Source organism: Cyclobacterium xiamenense, assembly GCF_900109255.1.
GTDB classification, from domain to species: domain Bacteria; phylum Bacteroidota; class Bacteroidia; order Cytophagales; family Cyclobacteriaceae; genus Cyclobacterium; species Cyclobacterium xiamenense.
On record NZ_FNZH01000002.1, the window covers coordinates 1,014,292 to 1,029,097 of the forward strand.

Annotated in this window: 14 protein-coding genes, 1 tRNA gene and 1 pseudogene; 10 read left to right on the forward strand and 6 right to left on the reverse strand. The window is 46.2% G+C overall.

The window, feature by feature from the left end:
• Positions 1-39: 39 nt before the first annotated feature.
• The 4 genes and pseudogenes from BMW71_RS08995 to BMW71_RS09015 all read left to right on the forward strand — a co-directional run bounded on the left by BMW71_RS08995 (position 40) and on the right by BMW71_RS09015 (position 3,166).
• Positions 40-255, forward strand: coding sequence for a hypothetical protein (locus tag BMW71_RS08995; protein WP_092172375.1), 216 nt, complete (start codon positions 40-42; stop codon positions 253-255).
• 139 nt (positions 256-394) lie between these two features.
• Positions 395-955 (forward strand): hypothetical protein, encoded by a 561-nt coding sequence (locus tag BMW71_RS09000; protein WP_092172378.1) that lies wholly within the window; start codon positions 395-397, stop codon positions 953-955.
• A gap of 216 nt (positions 956-1,171) precedes the next feature.
• A pseudogene (locus BMW71_RS23900) lies at positions 1,172-2,212 on the forward strand (serine hydrolase domain-containing protein).
• Positions 2,213-2,299: 87 nt separating this feature from the next.
• Positions 2,300-3,166, forward strand: a complete 867-nt coding sequence (locus BMW71_RS09015; RefSeq protein ID WP_244891124.1) for an SDR family oxidoreductase — start codon at positions 2,300-2,302, stop codon at positions 3,164-3,166.
• A 101-nt stretch (positions 3,167-3,267) separates the two neighbouring features.
• Here the strand turns inward: BMW71_RS09015 and BMW71_RS09020 are convergent, their stop codons facing one another.
• Together BMW71_RS09020 and BMW71_RS09025 are read right to left on the reverse strand one after the other, a co-directional pair.
• Positions 3,268-5,133 (reverse strand): metallophosphoesterase family protein, encoded by a 1,866-nt coding sequence (locus tag BMW71_RS09020; protein ID WP_244891125.1) that lies wholly within the window; start codon positions 5,131-5,133, stop codon positions 3,268-3,270.
• A 12-nt stretch (positions 5,134-5,145) separates the two neighbouring features.
• Positions 5,146-6,228, reverse strand: coding sequence for a phosphatidylinositol-specific phospholipase C1-like protein (locus tag BMW71_RS09025; RefSeq protein WP_092172826.1), 1,083 nt, complete (start codon positions 6,226-6,228; stop codon positions 5,146-5,148).
• Positions 6,229-6,840: 612 nt separating this feature from the next.
• Here BMW71_RS09025 and BMW71_RS09035 point away from each other — a divergent pair.
• The 3 genes from BMW71_RS09035 to BMW71_RS09045 all read left to right on the forward strand — a co-directional run bounded on the left by BMW71_RS09035 (position 6,841) and on the right by BMW71_RS09045 (position 9,105).
• Positions 6,841-7,032 (forward strand): hypothetical protein, encoded by a 192-nt coding sequence (locus BMW71_RS09035; protein ID WP_143057594.1) that lies wholly within the window; start codon positions 6,841-6,843, stop codon positions 7,030-7,032.
• Positions 7,033-7,170: 138 nt separating this feature from the next.
• Positions 7,171-8,049, forward strand: a complete 879-nt coding sequence (locus BMW71_RS09040) for a BspA family leucine-rich repeat surface protein (RefSeq protein ID WP_092172399.1) — start codon at positions 7,171-7,173, stop codon at positions 8,047-8,049.
• 150 nt (positions 8,050-8,199) lie between these two features.
• Positions 8,200-9,105 carry a BspA family leucine-rich repeat surface protein gene (locus BMW71_RS09045; protein ID WP_092172402.1) on the forward strand — a complete coding sequence of 302 codons (906 nt, stop codon included), beginning with the start codon at positions 8,200-8,202 and terminating at the stop codon, positions 9,103-9,105.
• A 113-nt stretch (positions 9,106-9,218) separates the two neighbouring features.
• Here BMW71_RS09045 and BMW71_RS09050 read toward each other — a convergent pair.
• Positions 9,219-9,291 (reverse strand) — tRNA-Met (locus tag BMW71_RS09050).
• A 241-nt stretch (positions 9,292-9,532) separates the two neighbouring features.
• Here BMW71_RS09050 and era point away from each other — a divergent pair.
• From era to BMW71_RS09070, 3 genes are read left to right on the forward strand one after another with little or no spacing between them, the layout of a single operon-like run.
• Positions 9,533-10,423 carry a GTPase Era gene (era, locus tag BMW71_RS09060; protein WP_092172408.1) on the forward strand — a complete coding sequence of 297 codons (891 nt, stop codon included), beginning with the start codon at positions 9,533-9,535 and terminating at the stop codon, positions 10,421-10,423.
• 11 nt (positions 10,424-10,434) lie between these two features.
• On the forward strand, positions 10,435-11,748 hold the full coding sequence (der, locus tag BMW71_RS09065) for a ribosome biogenesis GTPase Der (RefSeq protein WP_092172411.1): 1,314 nt from the start codon (positions 10,435-10,437) through the stop codon (positions 11,746-11,748).
• Between the two features lie 3 nt (positions 11,749-11,751).
• Positions 11,752-12,285, forward strand: a complete 534-nt coding sequence (locus BMW71_RS09070; RefSeq protein WP_143057595.1) for a hypothetical protein — start codon at positions 11,752-11,754, stop codon at positions 12,283-12,285.
• Between the two features lie 88 nt (positions 12,286-12,373).
• Here BMW71_RS09070 and rsmG read toward each other — a convergent pair whose 3' ends face one another.
• The 3 genes from rsmG to BMW71_RS09085 are packed head-to-tail and all read right to left on the reverse strand — an operon-like array spanning position 12,374 to position 14,754.
• Entirely contained in the window at positions 12,374-13,021 is a 648-nt protein-coding gene (gene rsmG, locus BMW71_RS09075; RefSeq protein ID WP_092172417.1) for a 16S rRNA (guanine(527)-N(7))-methyltransferase RsmG, read from the reverse strand.
• A gap of 3 nt (positions 13,022-13,024) precedes the next feature.
• Positions 13,025-13,636 (reverse strand): RNA polymerase sigma factor, encoded by a 612-nt coding sequence (locus BMW71_RS09080; RefSeq protein ID WP_092172420.1) that lies wholly within the window; start codon positions 13,634-13,636, stop codon positions 13,025-13,027.
• On the reverse strand, positions 13,627-14,754 hold the full coding sequence (locus tag BMW71_RS09085; RefSeq protein WP_092172423.1) for a glycosyltransferase: 1,128 nt from the start codon (positions 14,752-14,754) through the stop codon (positions 13,627-13,629). Before BMW71_RS09085 ends, BMW71_RS09080 begins: the two co-directional genes overlap by 10 nt.
• Between the last annotated feature and the right edge of the window lie 52 nt (positions 14,755-14,806).

Genomic DNA, 14,806 nt, shown 5'->3' on the forward strand with positions numbered 1-14,806 from the left:
TTGTCCCACTCATTTATCAAAAACACAACTCATTCAACAATGAAAAACAAAGCAATTACACTGGGAACAGGTATTGGTGTTGCCATCGGCACCTTACTCGGAGTGGCCGTCGGTACGGCCATCGGAATCACGGCACTCGGATTATTGGGAGTGGACCTTGATAATCAAATCACTTTCTGGATCAGTACGGGCATGGCCGTAGGTGGAGGAATCGGCCTCGTTAACTTCATGCTCAAATCTTCCGGGGAGGAGTAATTCATGATCAAATCGGCAAAGGTCCGGCATTTCATCGAAACGTCCCAAATCATCATTTAGGACGACCGACCGTTTCGTATCGCCCAACTTTGTCCCATCAACTTAAAACCAAAACAAGTCAAACGTAAACAACAAAAAAATGAAAAAGCTAATCTTCACCTTCATTATCGCCCTGATTGCCGTCTTGAACATTCAGGCACAAACGGAAAAGCCCATCCGCAAAGGCTTCACTGCCGGAGCTTTCGTGGGGGTAGGCGCATTGCACTTCACCGAAGGCATGAGCGAAAAAGCCACGCGAGGAGGAATATCCCTCCCCAACCTGAAAATGGGTTGGTTTATATCCCCCAGAACAGCCATTTATGTGAATACAGTCGGACAAATCTACGAGTCCGAGGGAGTGGATAGGAGCTTTGAAGGCATCGTTCCCTCCATCCAATTCTGGGCTACCGACAAATGGTGGCTCAGTGGCGGGTACGGAGCTTCGTTGGATACCCGTGCCCTGTATGAGTCGAAAAGCCAGTCCCGAAAATCAGACTGGGGAAAAGGGGTTTTGCTCGCCACTGGATATGAGCTGCTGCAGCGCGAAAGATGGGCCCTGGATCTTCAAACCCGGCTCTATATGGCTCGGGTGAGCCGCGATGAGGGCGGAAACCTGGATGGAACCAATTTCTCGATCGGAGTGGGCATTTCGCTTTTCTAAAATCAGCGATAATCCCAATGCCCCGGAAACCAGTAGGGGATAGCCATGGTGTTTTCCTGGCTTGCCCCTGCCGGGTTTCTTCAACCAAATAATTCATTAGTAATGAAATCCCGAAACCTTTATTTACTCATTCCAGTCATGTTTATTTTCCAATTCCTCGCTACCCAGGGCCTTCCCAAAATGGAACGAAAGCTTGATCGTCTTTTTCAAAAGACGATGAACAAGCAGCTACTAAAACAGGGAGTCTTTCGCCTTGAATCCAAAGCACTGGATTTAGAAAAAAGTTGGGCCTTTGGGCAATTTAAGAACGGTCAAAAGGTAGTTGCCGAGAGTCCTTTTCACACAGCCAGCCTGGGAAAGACCTTCACCACAGTGGTCATTGCCTTATTGGTGGAGGAAGGAAAAATCGAGTTTGATTCCCCCATGCACCATTTTCTTCCGGATACTCTAGCCCAGGGACTTCATATTTGGGAAGGAAAAGATTGGACGAAGGAAATAACCCTTGCCCATCTTTTGCAACACCGCTCCGGGCTTTCGGATTACTTCGAAGACCGGCCCAGTATCGGAGAAAACATGCTGAAAGAGATCCTTCACAACCGAGACAAGTTTTGGTCTCCCAAAGAAATTCTGGACTTCTACACGGCGGGGTTCCAAGCGCGTTTTGCTCCTGGAACAGACTATCACTACACAGATACCGAATACGTCTTGCTGGGATTGATCATCGAAGAATTGGAGAAAAAGCCGCTCCATGAGGTGTTCGAAGAAAGGATTTTTACCCCGCTAGGCTTGGCCAGTACCTCCATGCACCTGAGATCTGCACCGCGGAAAAAACCGGTCGGTCCCATGACCGAGATTTACTTTGGTGATCTGGAGGTGTCTCGAATGAGCAGTCTTTCCAGTGATTAGGCGGGCGGCGGTCTCCAAAGCACTACCCAGGATATTTCAACCTTTCTAAAAGCGCTAGTCGAGGGACGAATGATCCAAAAAGAAAGTTTGGAAGCCATGCAGGACTGGACTCCGGCCGGCAAAGGGGTGTACTATGGGTATGGCTTGATGCAATGGAGGCTAAATGAATTGTTCCCACTGTTGCCCAACCTTACCCTCGTCGGACACTCCGGATTCACCGGCTCATTTATGTACTACTGCCCTGAATTGAACGTTTACCTGACCGGAACTTTTAATCAGTCGGCATTTCAAAAAGGTGCCATAAAATTTCTGATCGACGTGCTACGGCATATGCGGGACACCAAGGTGTGAAACCAATGGCTGTCGCCCGTTAGCAGGTAGGAGCGTACTCGATTTGCATCCAAAAAATGCCTATTTGTCCAAAAAATCAAGATGAATATGATCGGTAAAATCATTCTCGCAGGAGCCAGCGGATACCTGGGAGGGTTTATTGCGAAAGAACTTAAACGGCAGGGTAGGCCCCTCCTGGCTTTTGGGCGGAATGCGCAAAAACTTCGGCAATTAGGGCTGGAGGAAAAGGAAATAGAGCGGGTGGAAGTCACCAATTCTACCACGTTTCCCCGTCTGAAAGGCCCCATTGACGCCGTGATATCGACGGTAGGCATTACCCGACAAAAGGATGGCCTCAGCTACATGGACGTAGATTATCAGGCGAATATCCATCTTCTGGACTTTGCCCTCAGGCATCGTGCACGGAAATTTATCTACCTATCCGTTCTTCATGGGGATCAAATGCGCAAGCTGAAAATCACGGAAGCCAAGGAGCGATTCGTAGATGTGCTGAAAGCTTCGGGGATGAATTATACCATTGTCCGGCCCAATGGATTCTATTCAGACATGAAGGATTTTCTTGCGATGGCCCGATCGGGTAGGATTTTTCTATTTGGGGATGGTGAACACAAACTCAACCCCATTCATGGTCTCGACCTCGCGCGCGTAGTGGTCGATCTAATTGACTCCAATCAGCAAGAAGTGGAGGTAGGTGGCCCCGATATTCTTACTCAAAATGAAATCGCTGCCCTCGCGCTACAGGCAATGCACAAAGAGGGAAGTATCATCCATTTGCCCGATTGGCTGCGAAAATCGGCCATCGGGATTCTTCGTGCCTGTACGGCTTCGCGTATCTATGGACCGATCGAGTTTTTTCTCACCATGGCGGCAAAGGACAACATAGCGCCCCGGTATGGGATACATCGGTTAGAGACCTTTTTCAGAGAAGAAAGCGATCGGATAGAGGAGAAGTAGGTGCTGCCGGTTCGCTCCCGGCACCGTCCAGCATTGTTTTAGGAATCCGATTTAGGATTGAGAATATTTCAAAATCAGTTCCTCCATTGCGGTTTGTAACTTCATCGTTGCGGCGTGGTTTCCAAACTGCTTGGTTTTTTTTCAAACCGCCTGATCTCCTCCTGTCGCAGATCGATTAAAAAATGATCTGAGGGTAAGGAATGATACAGCTGTTTGAAAATACTAAAAAACCGAACCAATTGGGCATCCAGCACCTGACTTTCCGACAATGGCTTATGCAGCAATTTTAAAAAAAAGCTTTCGTAAAAACGTAGCCTTACCGCGGGAATCAGGTTTTTCCCCAACTCATCTCCATTTTTTAGTAAATAGAAGTCCTCAATCAGCTTTCCCTGGAAATCATCCGGTCGCTCTGTTTGGTTTGTTTCTTCCAGTTTTTTCATCAAAAAATTTTCGCCGTCTTCGGAACCCATGCCCGCCCAGCGTTCCAAATCCATTTGGCTGAGTTCCTGCAATACAGCCGCCAGGTTTTCCGGCCAATCGGTTGGGATAAATCGGGATTCGGTCAGTTGTAGCAGGTGGTTTCGTGTATAGTCCAGGTAGTCTCTGGCGTCCAAAATACGTGGATTCCAGCGTTTGGGATCGTCGGTCTGTAGTAGCCATTGCTGCTCCACGCGGTACAGGTCAAAAAACTCATCCATGCGATCCACCGTTTCGAGTTGAATCGTAGAAATCTCCATGGTTTCCGGCTCCGGAAGGGTCAGGATTTTGTAGGCAGGGGGAAAGGCCGCCAAAGAAGGTACTTGTACATTATAGAGCGTTTTACCGCTTACAGCCTCTTTGAACATCCCGGTATCGTTGATGTGCATGTGTCCGGCAAAATGAATGCGTATGCCCGCTTTGGCATATTCGCTGCTGGTTTCCGGGGAAGGGACTCTGGCCAGCTGGAATTTTTGTTCGCCAAATAGTGATTTCATGGCATCCGAAGCGGTATCGTGGAAATCCACCAAGGGGTAGTGACTAAAGGAAATCAGGGTTTTTCCCCGTTTCGCGGCTTCCAGGGCTACTTTCTTGATCCATTCCAACTGGTGACGCTTCGCTGTTACCGCCTGATTAAACCCTACGGAAGAGCCGCTCCAATTCGCTCCAGAAGGAGTATACACGTTGCCATCCAGCGCTAAAAGCCAAACCCTGGCAACCGGTTCGACCACATAGCTGGCATCCGGCACTAGCTTTTCCGAATTTTCGGTCTTATACAGGCGTTGATCCAGGCGGGAATTTTCCATTGCCCGGCGAAAGTCATATCCATCCACATCCAATTCCTGAAAGGGATGCGCCCAAAATAGGTCTTGCGCGGCGGGAAAAAAGCCAAAATCGGAAAGTGCATGGGTAATCTCTTCGTACCCCCAATAATTGATCTGACTTGAAACGGCCACTTTTTCGGATGGAAAGAAATCAGCATCTCCGGCAATGGCTTGTTCAGAGCCATCCGCTGCCAGAAAATCTTTCTTTCCCCCGATTCCTCCATAAGGCTTCACCGGATCGTGGTTTCCGGTAGTCAAAAAAAACCGCATCCCGCAGGCTTCCGCGTATCGTTCCAAAATCCCTTGTAAAGCCAGCACATTCATTGGCTGTCCGTCATCGGTAAAGTCTCCGGGTAGGACCACCAGTCGTATGCCTTTGTGCTTCAGGTCCTCTAAGGCCTGGATAAAGGCAAAATAGTTTTCATTGAAGAGCCGCGTGGAATTCAATTGGCTTTTCATGCTTCGAATGGTCGCATACTTACCCGTTTTGGGATGGAATACCCCCTTGAAATCCGCTGAATGTAATGTAGCATAGACATCCTGTAAATGGATGTCGGAAAGAAATGCAACCTCGATCTCCCGTGATTGTGCAAGCGAGCTCGAAGGGGCGAGCATCCGCAGCGATGCGGCAGTCAACACGAGCAGGAGAAAGTATTTTGTTGTCAATTTAGGTGAGAATTAAGGATTTGGAATAAGAAGGGGGTTTGGCCTTTCGAAGAGCTCTCCTTCGAAACGGACGCGATACCTGGAAGGGAAGTAGGTGGATGGTTGGTAGTAGTCCGTGGACAGTACCTGTGCCCCCGAAGCCTTGGCATGTTCAAATTTGGTGTAATCTTCCGTGCGCGCTTCGCGGGTATCCGAATCCGCACGGGTTCGGATCATGTAGCCCTTTCGGACCAATTCCTGAATATACGCTTCGTTTTTGATGGGGTCGTTGATGATTCGAAAACCGGCCGTGGGATTTCCTTCTTTTTTATTCACAAAGAATACGGCTCCTTTCAATTCAGGCTTGACACTCAGGTAGCGATCAATTTTCTCTTCATTTTCATCCAATACAAAAAGAAACCGCCCCCTGACATCGTCCAGCAAGGGCCAGTTGCCCGCCAAGACTGCCGCTTCCAGATGGGCAAACTCCCCGCGGACCAAATCCGGAGTGATGAGGTGGTCCATACCCAAATGGGTACGGATTTCTAAATCGATGCTATCCAGCGCAGCGGCAGTAAACGGCAACGTTGGCTGCGTGCCGGGAATAGTGCCGTCTTTTGCATTGATTAAAACGAAGACGGGCGAATGCTCGGGATGCCCTTCGCTCCATGCTTTTAATGCCTTTAGGGCGTCTGCGAATAGCAGGTAATGGGACTGAATATCCAAATCCTGCACGTGAAAAAGTTTTAATCCGGGTTTAAGCAAGGATTTTGCGGAATCAAAGTCCGAAAGGCTCCCTCCTTTGGCCTTACTAATTTCCAAGCCCCGGGGATTGGCATACCGTCCGCCCAGGGGATCGTGAAATACGTCCAGCTCGAGATTTCTCAACCCCAGGTCCAACTGGGCCTCTAAGGGAATATGGGAATACTCCAGGCTTTTGGAGGAAGCAGGGTTGATGCCCGCCAGGTATTCCAAAATTTCCGGCGCCATGGCGCTTTTGTAGCTATTGTGACTGCCGATGACCTGTATCTCATTTAGTTTGAGACCCTGTGCGGGTAGAAGTAGGGGGACGAGAAGGGATAAAGCGGTCAGGAAGATAGAATATGCTTGTTTCATTGGATTGTTTTTAGCTAGCAATTTGCCGTTTTTTCGCTGTAACTCTTGAAGCATAAGATCACTATTTTGTTACGTTTTCATTAGGCATCACCGGCTAGGGTACCAGCGGAACGGCTTCAGATAGGTCGCATTCTATTCGAGCGCATCGCCTTTTCTGGGTACAATCTTGCCGCGTTTGATTGGGAAAGGCATCGGGTAATTGAATCCTGGCAGCCCTAAAAAATGGCCGGATATCCAGAAACGGAGCTGGTAAGTGTAACGGGATTTGTCCAGAGATGGAAAGCTGGATGCTTTTGATTTACTATATCCAACGCTGTTTCCCGTACAACAGCACTTTTTCACCAATGGCACGTTAGGAAATGGTAAAAAGCCCTAAATGCAATTTCAGAAAAGAGGTAGTAAAGGCCCTTTACGAAGGCATTATTTCCAAAGTGGAGGCTAAGGAGTGCCTAAAAAGGGGTTTTGGAAATGAAGAACTACCTTTGTTCTTTGATTTTCCAGAAAACGGGCCAAACCCGTTGCGAGACTATATCCTAGGTTTAGAAAAAATGGGGATCATTTCACCTTTATTTCGATAGTATGCCAGTTTCCAGGAGCGACAAAGCCAAAATTTTGCAAGCTTATTTTGAAAATACGATTTCGAAAGATGAAATGGAATTTTTACTAGCAAATGGCAAATACATAGGACCTGCCGAATGGGTTTATTCGAATGAGGATGAAAAAAACATGCAGGAACAAAAAAGGGAATTAATAAGCAGGGTTTTTGGTCAGTCTTTCCCTGGGATTGAATGGGTAAAAACCTAATTTCAGTATGGGTGGGAGAATTTCTACTTAGTTACCTGGTCAACTCCCTATACACCTAGCTAACTAACTAAGTTAATTTTGGATTTGGTTGTTAAAAATCCGTACATTTAGTTATAAGAAACAAAGAGCTAAAATATAATGAAGCCTGCCATAAAGATTTTTCCCCTGTTTTTAACCTTAGTAATTTTAATTTTTTCATGCGAATCTTCCGAAGAACCAGATCTCAATCAACCTAAGATTTACCTTGATTCCAACGGAATAACCATCAGATGCGAAGATTGTGCCGTTGGGGATAAAGGGATTGTGGATGGGGTGGAATATGAAGTTGTGGACAATCAGTTATTACGGCAGCGGAGGGATGAGGGAGTAGATATGACAACGCTTTGTACCTCTTTGGTAACAGATATGAGTGATCTATTTATTGAAAGTGAATTCAACCAACCCATCGGAAATTGGGATGTAAGTAATGTATCAGATATGAGCGGGATGTTTCATGGAACCCCATTTAACCAGCCTATCGGAGATTGGGATGTGAGCAATGTATTGACGATGGGCAATGAAAGTGATATAAACCTAATGGGTGGAATGTTTCAAAATTCTCAATTCAACCAACCTATTGGAAATTGGGATGTCAGCAATGTTAAAAACATGATCGTAATGTTCATGAATTCACCTTTTAATCAACCCATCGGAAATTGGGATGTAGGTAATGTAAATAATATGACGGGTATGTTTTGGCTTTCTCAATTTAACCAACCTATTAGAAATTGGGATGTTAGTAATGTTACCAATATGGGGGTTATGTTTAATAGTTCTCAATTCAATCAACCTATTGGCGATTGGGATGTTAGCAATGTATTTATTATGAGAGCGATGTTTTCATTGTCACCCTTTAATCAGGATATTTCAAATTGGTGTGTCGAACTAATGACATCTGAAGAACAATACGCTGATTTTGCCAGCAGTTTTGTCCTTGCTCCTGAGAATACGCCGCAATGGGGTACTTGTCCAGACTAAATTTGCTAATCGGATAAGTTGAATTTTTGATTCCTACCATTAAGTTACTTGATTACCCGGTTAAACCCCTGTAAAGCTGACTAACTAACTGATTATAAGTCTTAATTTGGTTGTGTTAATACAACTAGAACGAATAATAAAAAACTAACCATGAAGTTAGCCCTAAGCATTTTTGTACTATGTATTGTTTTCTATTCATGTGAAACAACCCAAAATCCGGATCCCGATCAACCAAAAGTCTACCTTGACATCAATGGAGTTACTATAAAATGCGAAGATTGTGCCGTAGGAGTTAAAGGGATTGTGGATGGGGTAGAATATGAAGTAGTAGACAATCAACTACTAAGACAGCGAAGGGATGAGGGGGTAGATATGACAACGCTTTGTACCTCATTGGTAACAGATATGAAAGAACTTTTTTCTGAAACTGATTTTAACCAACCTATAGGAAATTGGGATGTCAGCAATGTTAGGAATATGGAAAGTATGTTTTTTAATACTGCATTTAATCAACCAATTGGTAATTGGGATGTCAGCAAGGTAGTTGATATGGAATATTTGTTTTTCAATACTCCTTTCAATCAGCCGATAGGCAATTGGGATGTCAGTAACGTTTCCGACATGAGAACAATGTTTACGTTGTCCTCTTTTAATCAATCAATTGAAGAATGGAATGTAAAGAACGTTAATAATATGAGTGCAATGTTTTGGGATTCCCCATTTAACGAACCTATTGGGCAGTGGGATGTCAGCAAAGTCATCGATATGAGTTATATGTTTCGAAATTCACCTTTCAATCAACCAATTGGTAATTGGGATGTCAGCAATGTGTTTAATATGGGCGCAATGTTTTGGGATTCACCTTTTAACCAATCTATTGGAGATTGGAACGTTAGTAATGTTACAGATATGAGAGGTATGTTTTATAATTCTCAATTCAACCAAAATATTTCAAAATGGTGCGTAATAGAAATAGTATCCGAACCACCTCGTTTCTCAAACAACAGTCTTTTTTCTTTTTCAAATCACCCAAAATGGGGAACTTGTCCTGGATAATGAGTGATCGAATTTCTAACTTATTTTACGTTCACCCACAGCAAACAGCCCCCTATACGGCCCCCTAAAAAAAAAGAAAAACCCCAAATACGTAACGTATAAGGGGTTCTGTGTAGCGGGAACAGGACTCGAACCTGTGACCTTTGGGTTATGAGCCCAACGAGCTACCAACTGCTCCATCCCGCGATATATTTTTAATTCAACATTTCAATTTTTTGAGGACTCGAACCTGTGTCCGCCGCGGCGGATATGAGCCCAACGATCCGCCGCGGCGGATCCATCCCGCGATATATCTTTTAAATACTTATAATCGCTTTTCGGTATTTTATACGGCAACAAACGTTTTTTGTTGCCCTGTCCGTTATTGTGATACAAAGGTAAGGACATATTCTCAAAAATCAAGTACCTTTGTAAAAAAATTGAGTCCATGTCCGAAAGCAACCACAAAGCAGGCTTTGTCAATATCATAGGAAAACCCAACGTGGGAAAGTCCACCCTGATGAATGCCCTGTTGGGTGAAAAACTTTCGATTATTTCCTCCAAAGCCCAGACCACACGCCACCGGATTTTGGGAATCATGAACGAACCGGAGTACCAAATCGTCTTTTCGGATACACCCGGCATGCTCAAACCCAAGTACGAGCTGCACAAAAGCATGATGAGCTTTGTGAACCTCTCCCTGGAGGATGCGGATGTGATTGTGTTTGTGACGGATTTGTTTGAAGACGATGCGGATATTGAGGAAATCATTCAGAAAATCAATGCCGCCGGTGTGCCGGTGCTGTTGCTTATCAATAAAATAGACCTGAATAAGGACGAGAAGCTACAGGAAGTGACCCAATACTGGCAGGAACGCATTCAGGCGGTGGAAACCATACCGGTTTCTGCTCTGGAAAACTTTAACCTGCAGAAGGTGCTGCAGGAAATCCTGGACCGAATGCCGGTACATCCACCCTTTTACGACAAGGATGAACTAAGCGATCGTCCGGAACGTTTTTTTGCTTCCGAAATCATCCGGGAAAAAATCTTCACCCAATACAAAAAAGAAATTCCCTACAGCACCGAGGTGCGCGTGGAGGAATTTGAGGAAACGGACCAACTCATCCGCATGCGGGCCATTATTTACGTGGAGCGACAGAGCCAAAAAGGCATCATCATCGGGGACAAGGGAAATGCACTGAAAAAGGTGGGAACAAAAGCCCGGCACGAAATGGAGCAATTTTTCGGCAAAAAAGTTTTCCTGGAAACCTATGTAAAGGTGGAGGAAAACTGGCGGAAAAATAAAAACAAACTTAGAAAATTTGGTTACGACCAATAAAACAGCACATTATGGCTAATATAGTAGCAATTGTAGGGAGACCTAACGTGGGGAAGTCCACGCTTTTTAACCGGCTCATTGAAGAGCGAAAAGCCATCGAAGATAACCTTAGTGGAGTGACCCGTGACCGGCATTACGGCCATGCACAGTGGGGAGGCAAGTTCTTTTCCGTGATCGATACTGGGGGGTACGTGACCGGATCGGACGATATTTTTGAAAAGGAAATCAGAAAACAAGTACGATTGGCCATTGAAGAAGCCTCGGTGATTTTGTTTGTGGTAGACTGTTTGGATGGGTTGACCGATCTGGATACCGAATTTGCCAAAGAACTCCGGGGCACGGACAAGCCCTTGTTTATGGTGGCCAACAAGGCGGATAACCTGGATAAAATGCTGATGGCCAATGAATTTTACTCCCTGGGCCTGGGGGAAGAAAAGATCTTCCCCATCTCTTCGGCTAGCGGAAGCGGAATCGGCGACCTGTTGGACGACGTAATCCAAAAGTTTCCGGACGAAGGTGAAGAAGACCCCGATGAAGGCGTTCCCAAACTGTCCATTTTGGGCAGGCCCAACGTGGGAAAATCTTCCTTTCTTAACGCCCTGATTGGAAAAGAACGGTCCATTGTTACGGACGAAGCGGGTACTACCCGGGATGCCATCCACACCCGGTATCAACTTTATGGCAAGGATTACATCCTGACCGACACGGCCGGTATACGTAAGAAAGCGAAGGTAAAGGAGGACATTGAGTTTTATTCCGTCATGCGGTCCTTGCGTACGCTGGAAGACTCGGATGTGGTCATTGTCATGGTGGATGCCACCCGGGGACTAGAATCGCAGGATGTCAACCTGATCTCCCTGGCGATCAAAAACAACAAGGGAATCATGATCATGGTAAACAAATGGGATTTGATCGAAAAAGATCACAAGACCATGCAAACATTTAAGGACGACATGACCCAAAAACTGGGGGAAAACAAATGGATTCCGATCATCTTTATCTCGGCATTGACCAAGCAACGGATCTTTCAGGCCATGGAACTGGCCATGAAGGTGTACGAAAACAAGCACCGGAAAGTACCGACCTCCAAGTTAAACGAACTGCTGCTGCCTGAAATCGAAAAATACCCGCCCCCTGCGAACAAGGGAAAATACATCAAAATCAAGTACATTACCCAGTTGCCGACCAAGAATCCGGTGTTTGCCTTTTTCTGCAATTTGCCCCAATACATTAAATCTCCCTATACGCGGTTTTTGGAAAACAGGCTGCGGGAAAATTTTGATTTTGAAGGTGTTCCGGTCAAAATTACTTACAAAAAGAAATAGCGTATGAAAAGACTGCTTCCGTTATCGATTTTCAGTTTGATGGTGTTGTTTGGTTGTGATCCAGCGGAAGAAACGCCGGAGCAGCCCAAACTGTCGGGCGGCGTTTGGAACCTGGAAGCGGCCAGCGTACAGGCTTCGGGCAGTGCCATGCTGCCGGGCTCCCCGGTAGCGATCCCCGTATCCCTTACCGGTACCGGCGAACAGTACCAGATGAGCGTGACATTCGGTGAAGACCCCAAATCGGTAGAAGCAGAAGGGGGCTTCGTTTTTTTGGTAGAAGCAAGCGCTGCAGGCATTCCTGTACGTAGCGAGCGGTTTCCCATACAAGGAAACGAGCGTTTTACCGGAAATTGGGAGCTAAAGGATGGACAGCTACTGATGGAAGATTTGGACGACTCGTTTGTCATGGATGTGCTTGAATTCACGCCAAACCGGCTTCGCGTAGCCACTGTGCCGGATGCTTCCGATTTTGAGGAGTTCGATTTCGAAGGGGTGACGGTAGGTGAAGCTCGTGCAGAATTTCTATTGACCCGCTAGAAAACCCGATCGCACTGCACTGGAAACGGTCGTTTTTTTTGGAAAACACATCGGCTGTTGTTAGCGGCGGGTTGCGCATGGATTGCCCTTACCGTTTTCCTTCGTAGGGAATGTAAACAACCTTCTTTGTAGAAAAATAGGGTTCGGTGAAATAATCTTCCAGAAAGAAGGACACATAACTCAGCTGCAAGGCTTCCAATTCTTCGTCTACCTCGCCTCCTTTAAGGTAAAAAACGCCGTTTTGGAAATCCTTGTGCAGGTCTTCCTTTCGGAATTTACGCTGAACCCAGGGGTAAAATTTTTCCATTTGGGTAACTGCCCTGCTGACGATAAAGTGATAGGTACGGTTTAAGTTTTCCGCCCGTGCTTGCTGCGCTTCCACGTTTTTTAATCCCAATTGCCGGACCACGTCCTTGACCACGGCTATTTTTTTTCCGATAGAATCCACCAGGTGGAAGTGCACTTCGGGAAACAAGATGGCCAGGGGAATCCCGGGAAATCCTCCTCCCGTGCCAATATCCAGTACCTTGCTGCCGCCAGGAAAATCAATTACCCGGGCAATTCCCAGGGAATGCAACACGTGGTGAACGTAAAAATGCTCCATGTCCTTTCTGCTGATCACATTGATCTTGCTGTTCCAGTCCTGGTAAAGGTCCCCCAGGCGTGCAAACTGCTCGATCTGAAGGGGGCTAAGGTTTGGGAAATAGGATTGAATCAGGGTATGATCAGGGTTCATGGCTTAGATATGCTCGTTTTTGCCTTGAGCGATTTCAAAAAGCAACTCCCGGGACCGGTGCAGCTGGGCTTTTACAGTGCCCAGTGGTTTCCCCAATTCCGCGGCAATCTCATCGTACGAAAGTTCATCGAAATAACGTAGTTTTACCAATTTGCGGTATTTGGCAGGCAGTTTGGAAACAAAAATCCGCACCATTTCTTTTCGTTGACTTTTGATGTATTCGTCTTGGGGATTGTTTTCGTCGTCCTCGATATCAATGGTGACCGAGTTGCCGCCGTCGTCGGTCATGGTATTGTTTAGGCTCATGGTTTTGAGCTTCTTTTTCCGGATAAAATCAATGGTATTGTTGGTAGCGATTCGAAAGAGCCAGGTACTGAAGGTGTAGTCTTTTTTGAATTTATGCAGGTTTCGGAATGCCTTGGCAAAAGCTTCCATGGTGAGGTCTTCTGCATCATCCGCATCCCGAATCATTTTGAGAATCATGAAATAAACGGCTTTTTTGTAGCGTTTCATCAGCGTGGCATAGGCCTGCTGGTCCTTCTCCCTGACGGCCTTGTCGATCAGTTCAAAATCCTCTAGCGCTTTGTCTGAAAATCCTCGTTCGTTTATTTCCATTTAACCGTTTTTGACAGGTATCCTTGCATACCCAAGACCCAAAAATAAGCCATATACATGACATCGAAAAACAGGGTCCAAACCACTTTTCCCCTACCTTCCAATTTTTTTCTAGCTTCACCGATGATCACGTATTGTACCATGGCTCTTGCCAAAACAAACCCCAATACCAAGGCAATTGGTTCCCAGTTACTAGCAACAATAACCAGGCCTGCCCCTGCGGTCCAAAATACCAAATGACTTAACGTATACAGCCCCAGTTTTAGTTTGTCCCTGGTCTGGTAATATTTCCCTGCGTGGAAATGCCGCTTTTTTTGAATGAAGTATTCCCGGAAACTGGTCTTTGGTTCGGACACGGTAATGCTCTCCGGGTGGGCCACCACGGCGGTGTTGGCCGAGGTGGCGTGGCGGTTTACAAACAGGTCGTCGTCTCCTCCTTCGATATGCCAGAGGGATTTAAATGCTTTCTGTTGCATAAAAAAATCTTTCCGGTAGCAAAGGTTCCTCCCTACCCCCATGAACGGAGACTTCCACTGCCCAAACGAAAAATAATAGATAGCGGTCATCAGGGTTTCAAACTGAATAACTTTGTTCAGCAAGCCAGGCAAGGCCAGGTAGGAGCCGTGACCTAAGGCAAACGTTTTGCCCTCGTTACGTATCGGTGCCGACATGCGTTTGATCCAGTTGGTCGATACAGGCCGGCAATCCGCATCGGTGAGTAAAACGGTATCGTATCGGGATACCTTGATGCCCAGGGTGAGTGCGTATTTTTTGGAAGTCAGGTGGGCGGGGGTGTAGCGAATGTGTACAGCTCGAAGCCGGGCAAATTGGGCAGAATAAGCGTTTAGTAATTCTTCGGACCCGTCCGTGGAACAGTCATTCACCACCACGATTTCAAATTCCGGGTAATTTTGCTGCATGAGCAGCGGGATCAGGTCTTTGAGATGGGCGGCTTCGTTTCGGGCGGCAATGACGATGGATACGCCACTGCTGTTCAGGTCCAGGTTTTGCTTGTTGCCATCGGTGTAGAAAAAAGCAAACCTCCCAAAGACGATTAGCAAATAGGTAAATTGAAGTCCTGCAGCTAAAAAAAACAGTCCCCATAAAATCATTTCCATAGTGTTCCGCTTTGAAGGCAGCGTAAGATTAAATCAAAAATTTCGTTTCTTT

What these genes read in the sequence shown, in the direction of transcription:
- BMW71_RS09085 (WP_092172423.1), bottom strand. Translation starts at nt 14,754, where the DNA reads ATGGAAATGATTTTATGGGGACTGTTTTTTTTAGCTGCAGGACTTCAA.
- BMW71_RS09015 (WP_244891124.1), top strand. Translation starts at nt 2,300, where the DNA reads ATGATCGGTAAAATCATTCTCGCAGGAGCCAGCGGATACCTGGGAGGG.
- der (WP_092172411.1), top strand. Translation starts at nt 10,435, where the DNA reads ATGGCTAATATAGTAGCAATTGTAGGGAGACCTAACGTGGGGAAGTCC.
- rsmG (WP_092172417.1), bottom strand. Translation starts at nt 13,021, where the DNA reads ATGAACCCTGATCATACCCTGATTCAATCCTATTTCCCAAACCTTAGC.
- BMW71_RS09045 (WP_092172402.1), top strand. Translation starts at nt 8,200, where the DNA reads ATGAAGTTAGCCCTAAGCATTTTTGTACTATGTATTGTTTTCTATTCA.
- BMW71_RS09025 (WP_092172826.1), bottom strand. Translation starts at nt 6,228, where the DNA reads ATGAAACAAGCATATTCTATCTTCCTGACCGCTTTATCCCTTCTCGTC.
- BMW71_RS09080 (WP_092172420.1), bottom strand. Translation starts at nt 13,636, where the DNA reads ATGGAAATAAACGAACGAGGATTTTCAGACAAAGCGCTAGAGGATTTT.
- BMW71_RS09000 (WP_092172378.1), top strand. Translation starts at nt 395, where the DNA reads ATGAAAAAGCTAATCTTCACCTTCATTATCGCCCTGATTGCCGTCTTG.
- era (WP_092172408.1), top strand. Translation starts at nt 9,533, where the DNA reads ATGTCCGAAAGCAACCACAAAGCAGGCTTTGTCAATATCATAGGAAAA.
- BMW71_RS09070 (WP_143057595.1), top strand. Translation starts at nt 11,752, where the DNA reads ATGAAAAGACTGCTTCCGTTATCGATTTTCAGTTTGATGGTGTTGTTT.
- BMW71_RS08995 (WP_092172375.1), top strand. Translation starts at nt 40, where the DNA reads ATGAAAAACAAAGCAATTACACTGGGAACAGGTATTGGTGTTGCCATC.
- BMW71_RS09040 (WP_092172399.1), top strand. Translation starts at nt 7,171, where the DNA reads ATGAAGCCTGCCATAAAGATTTTTCCCCTGTTTTTAACCTTAGTAATT.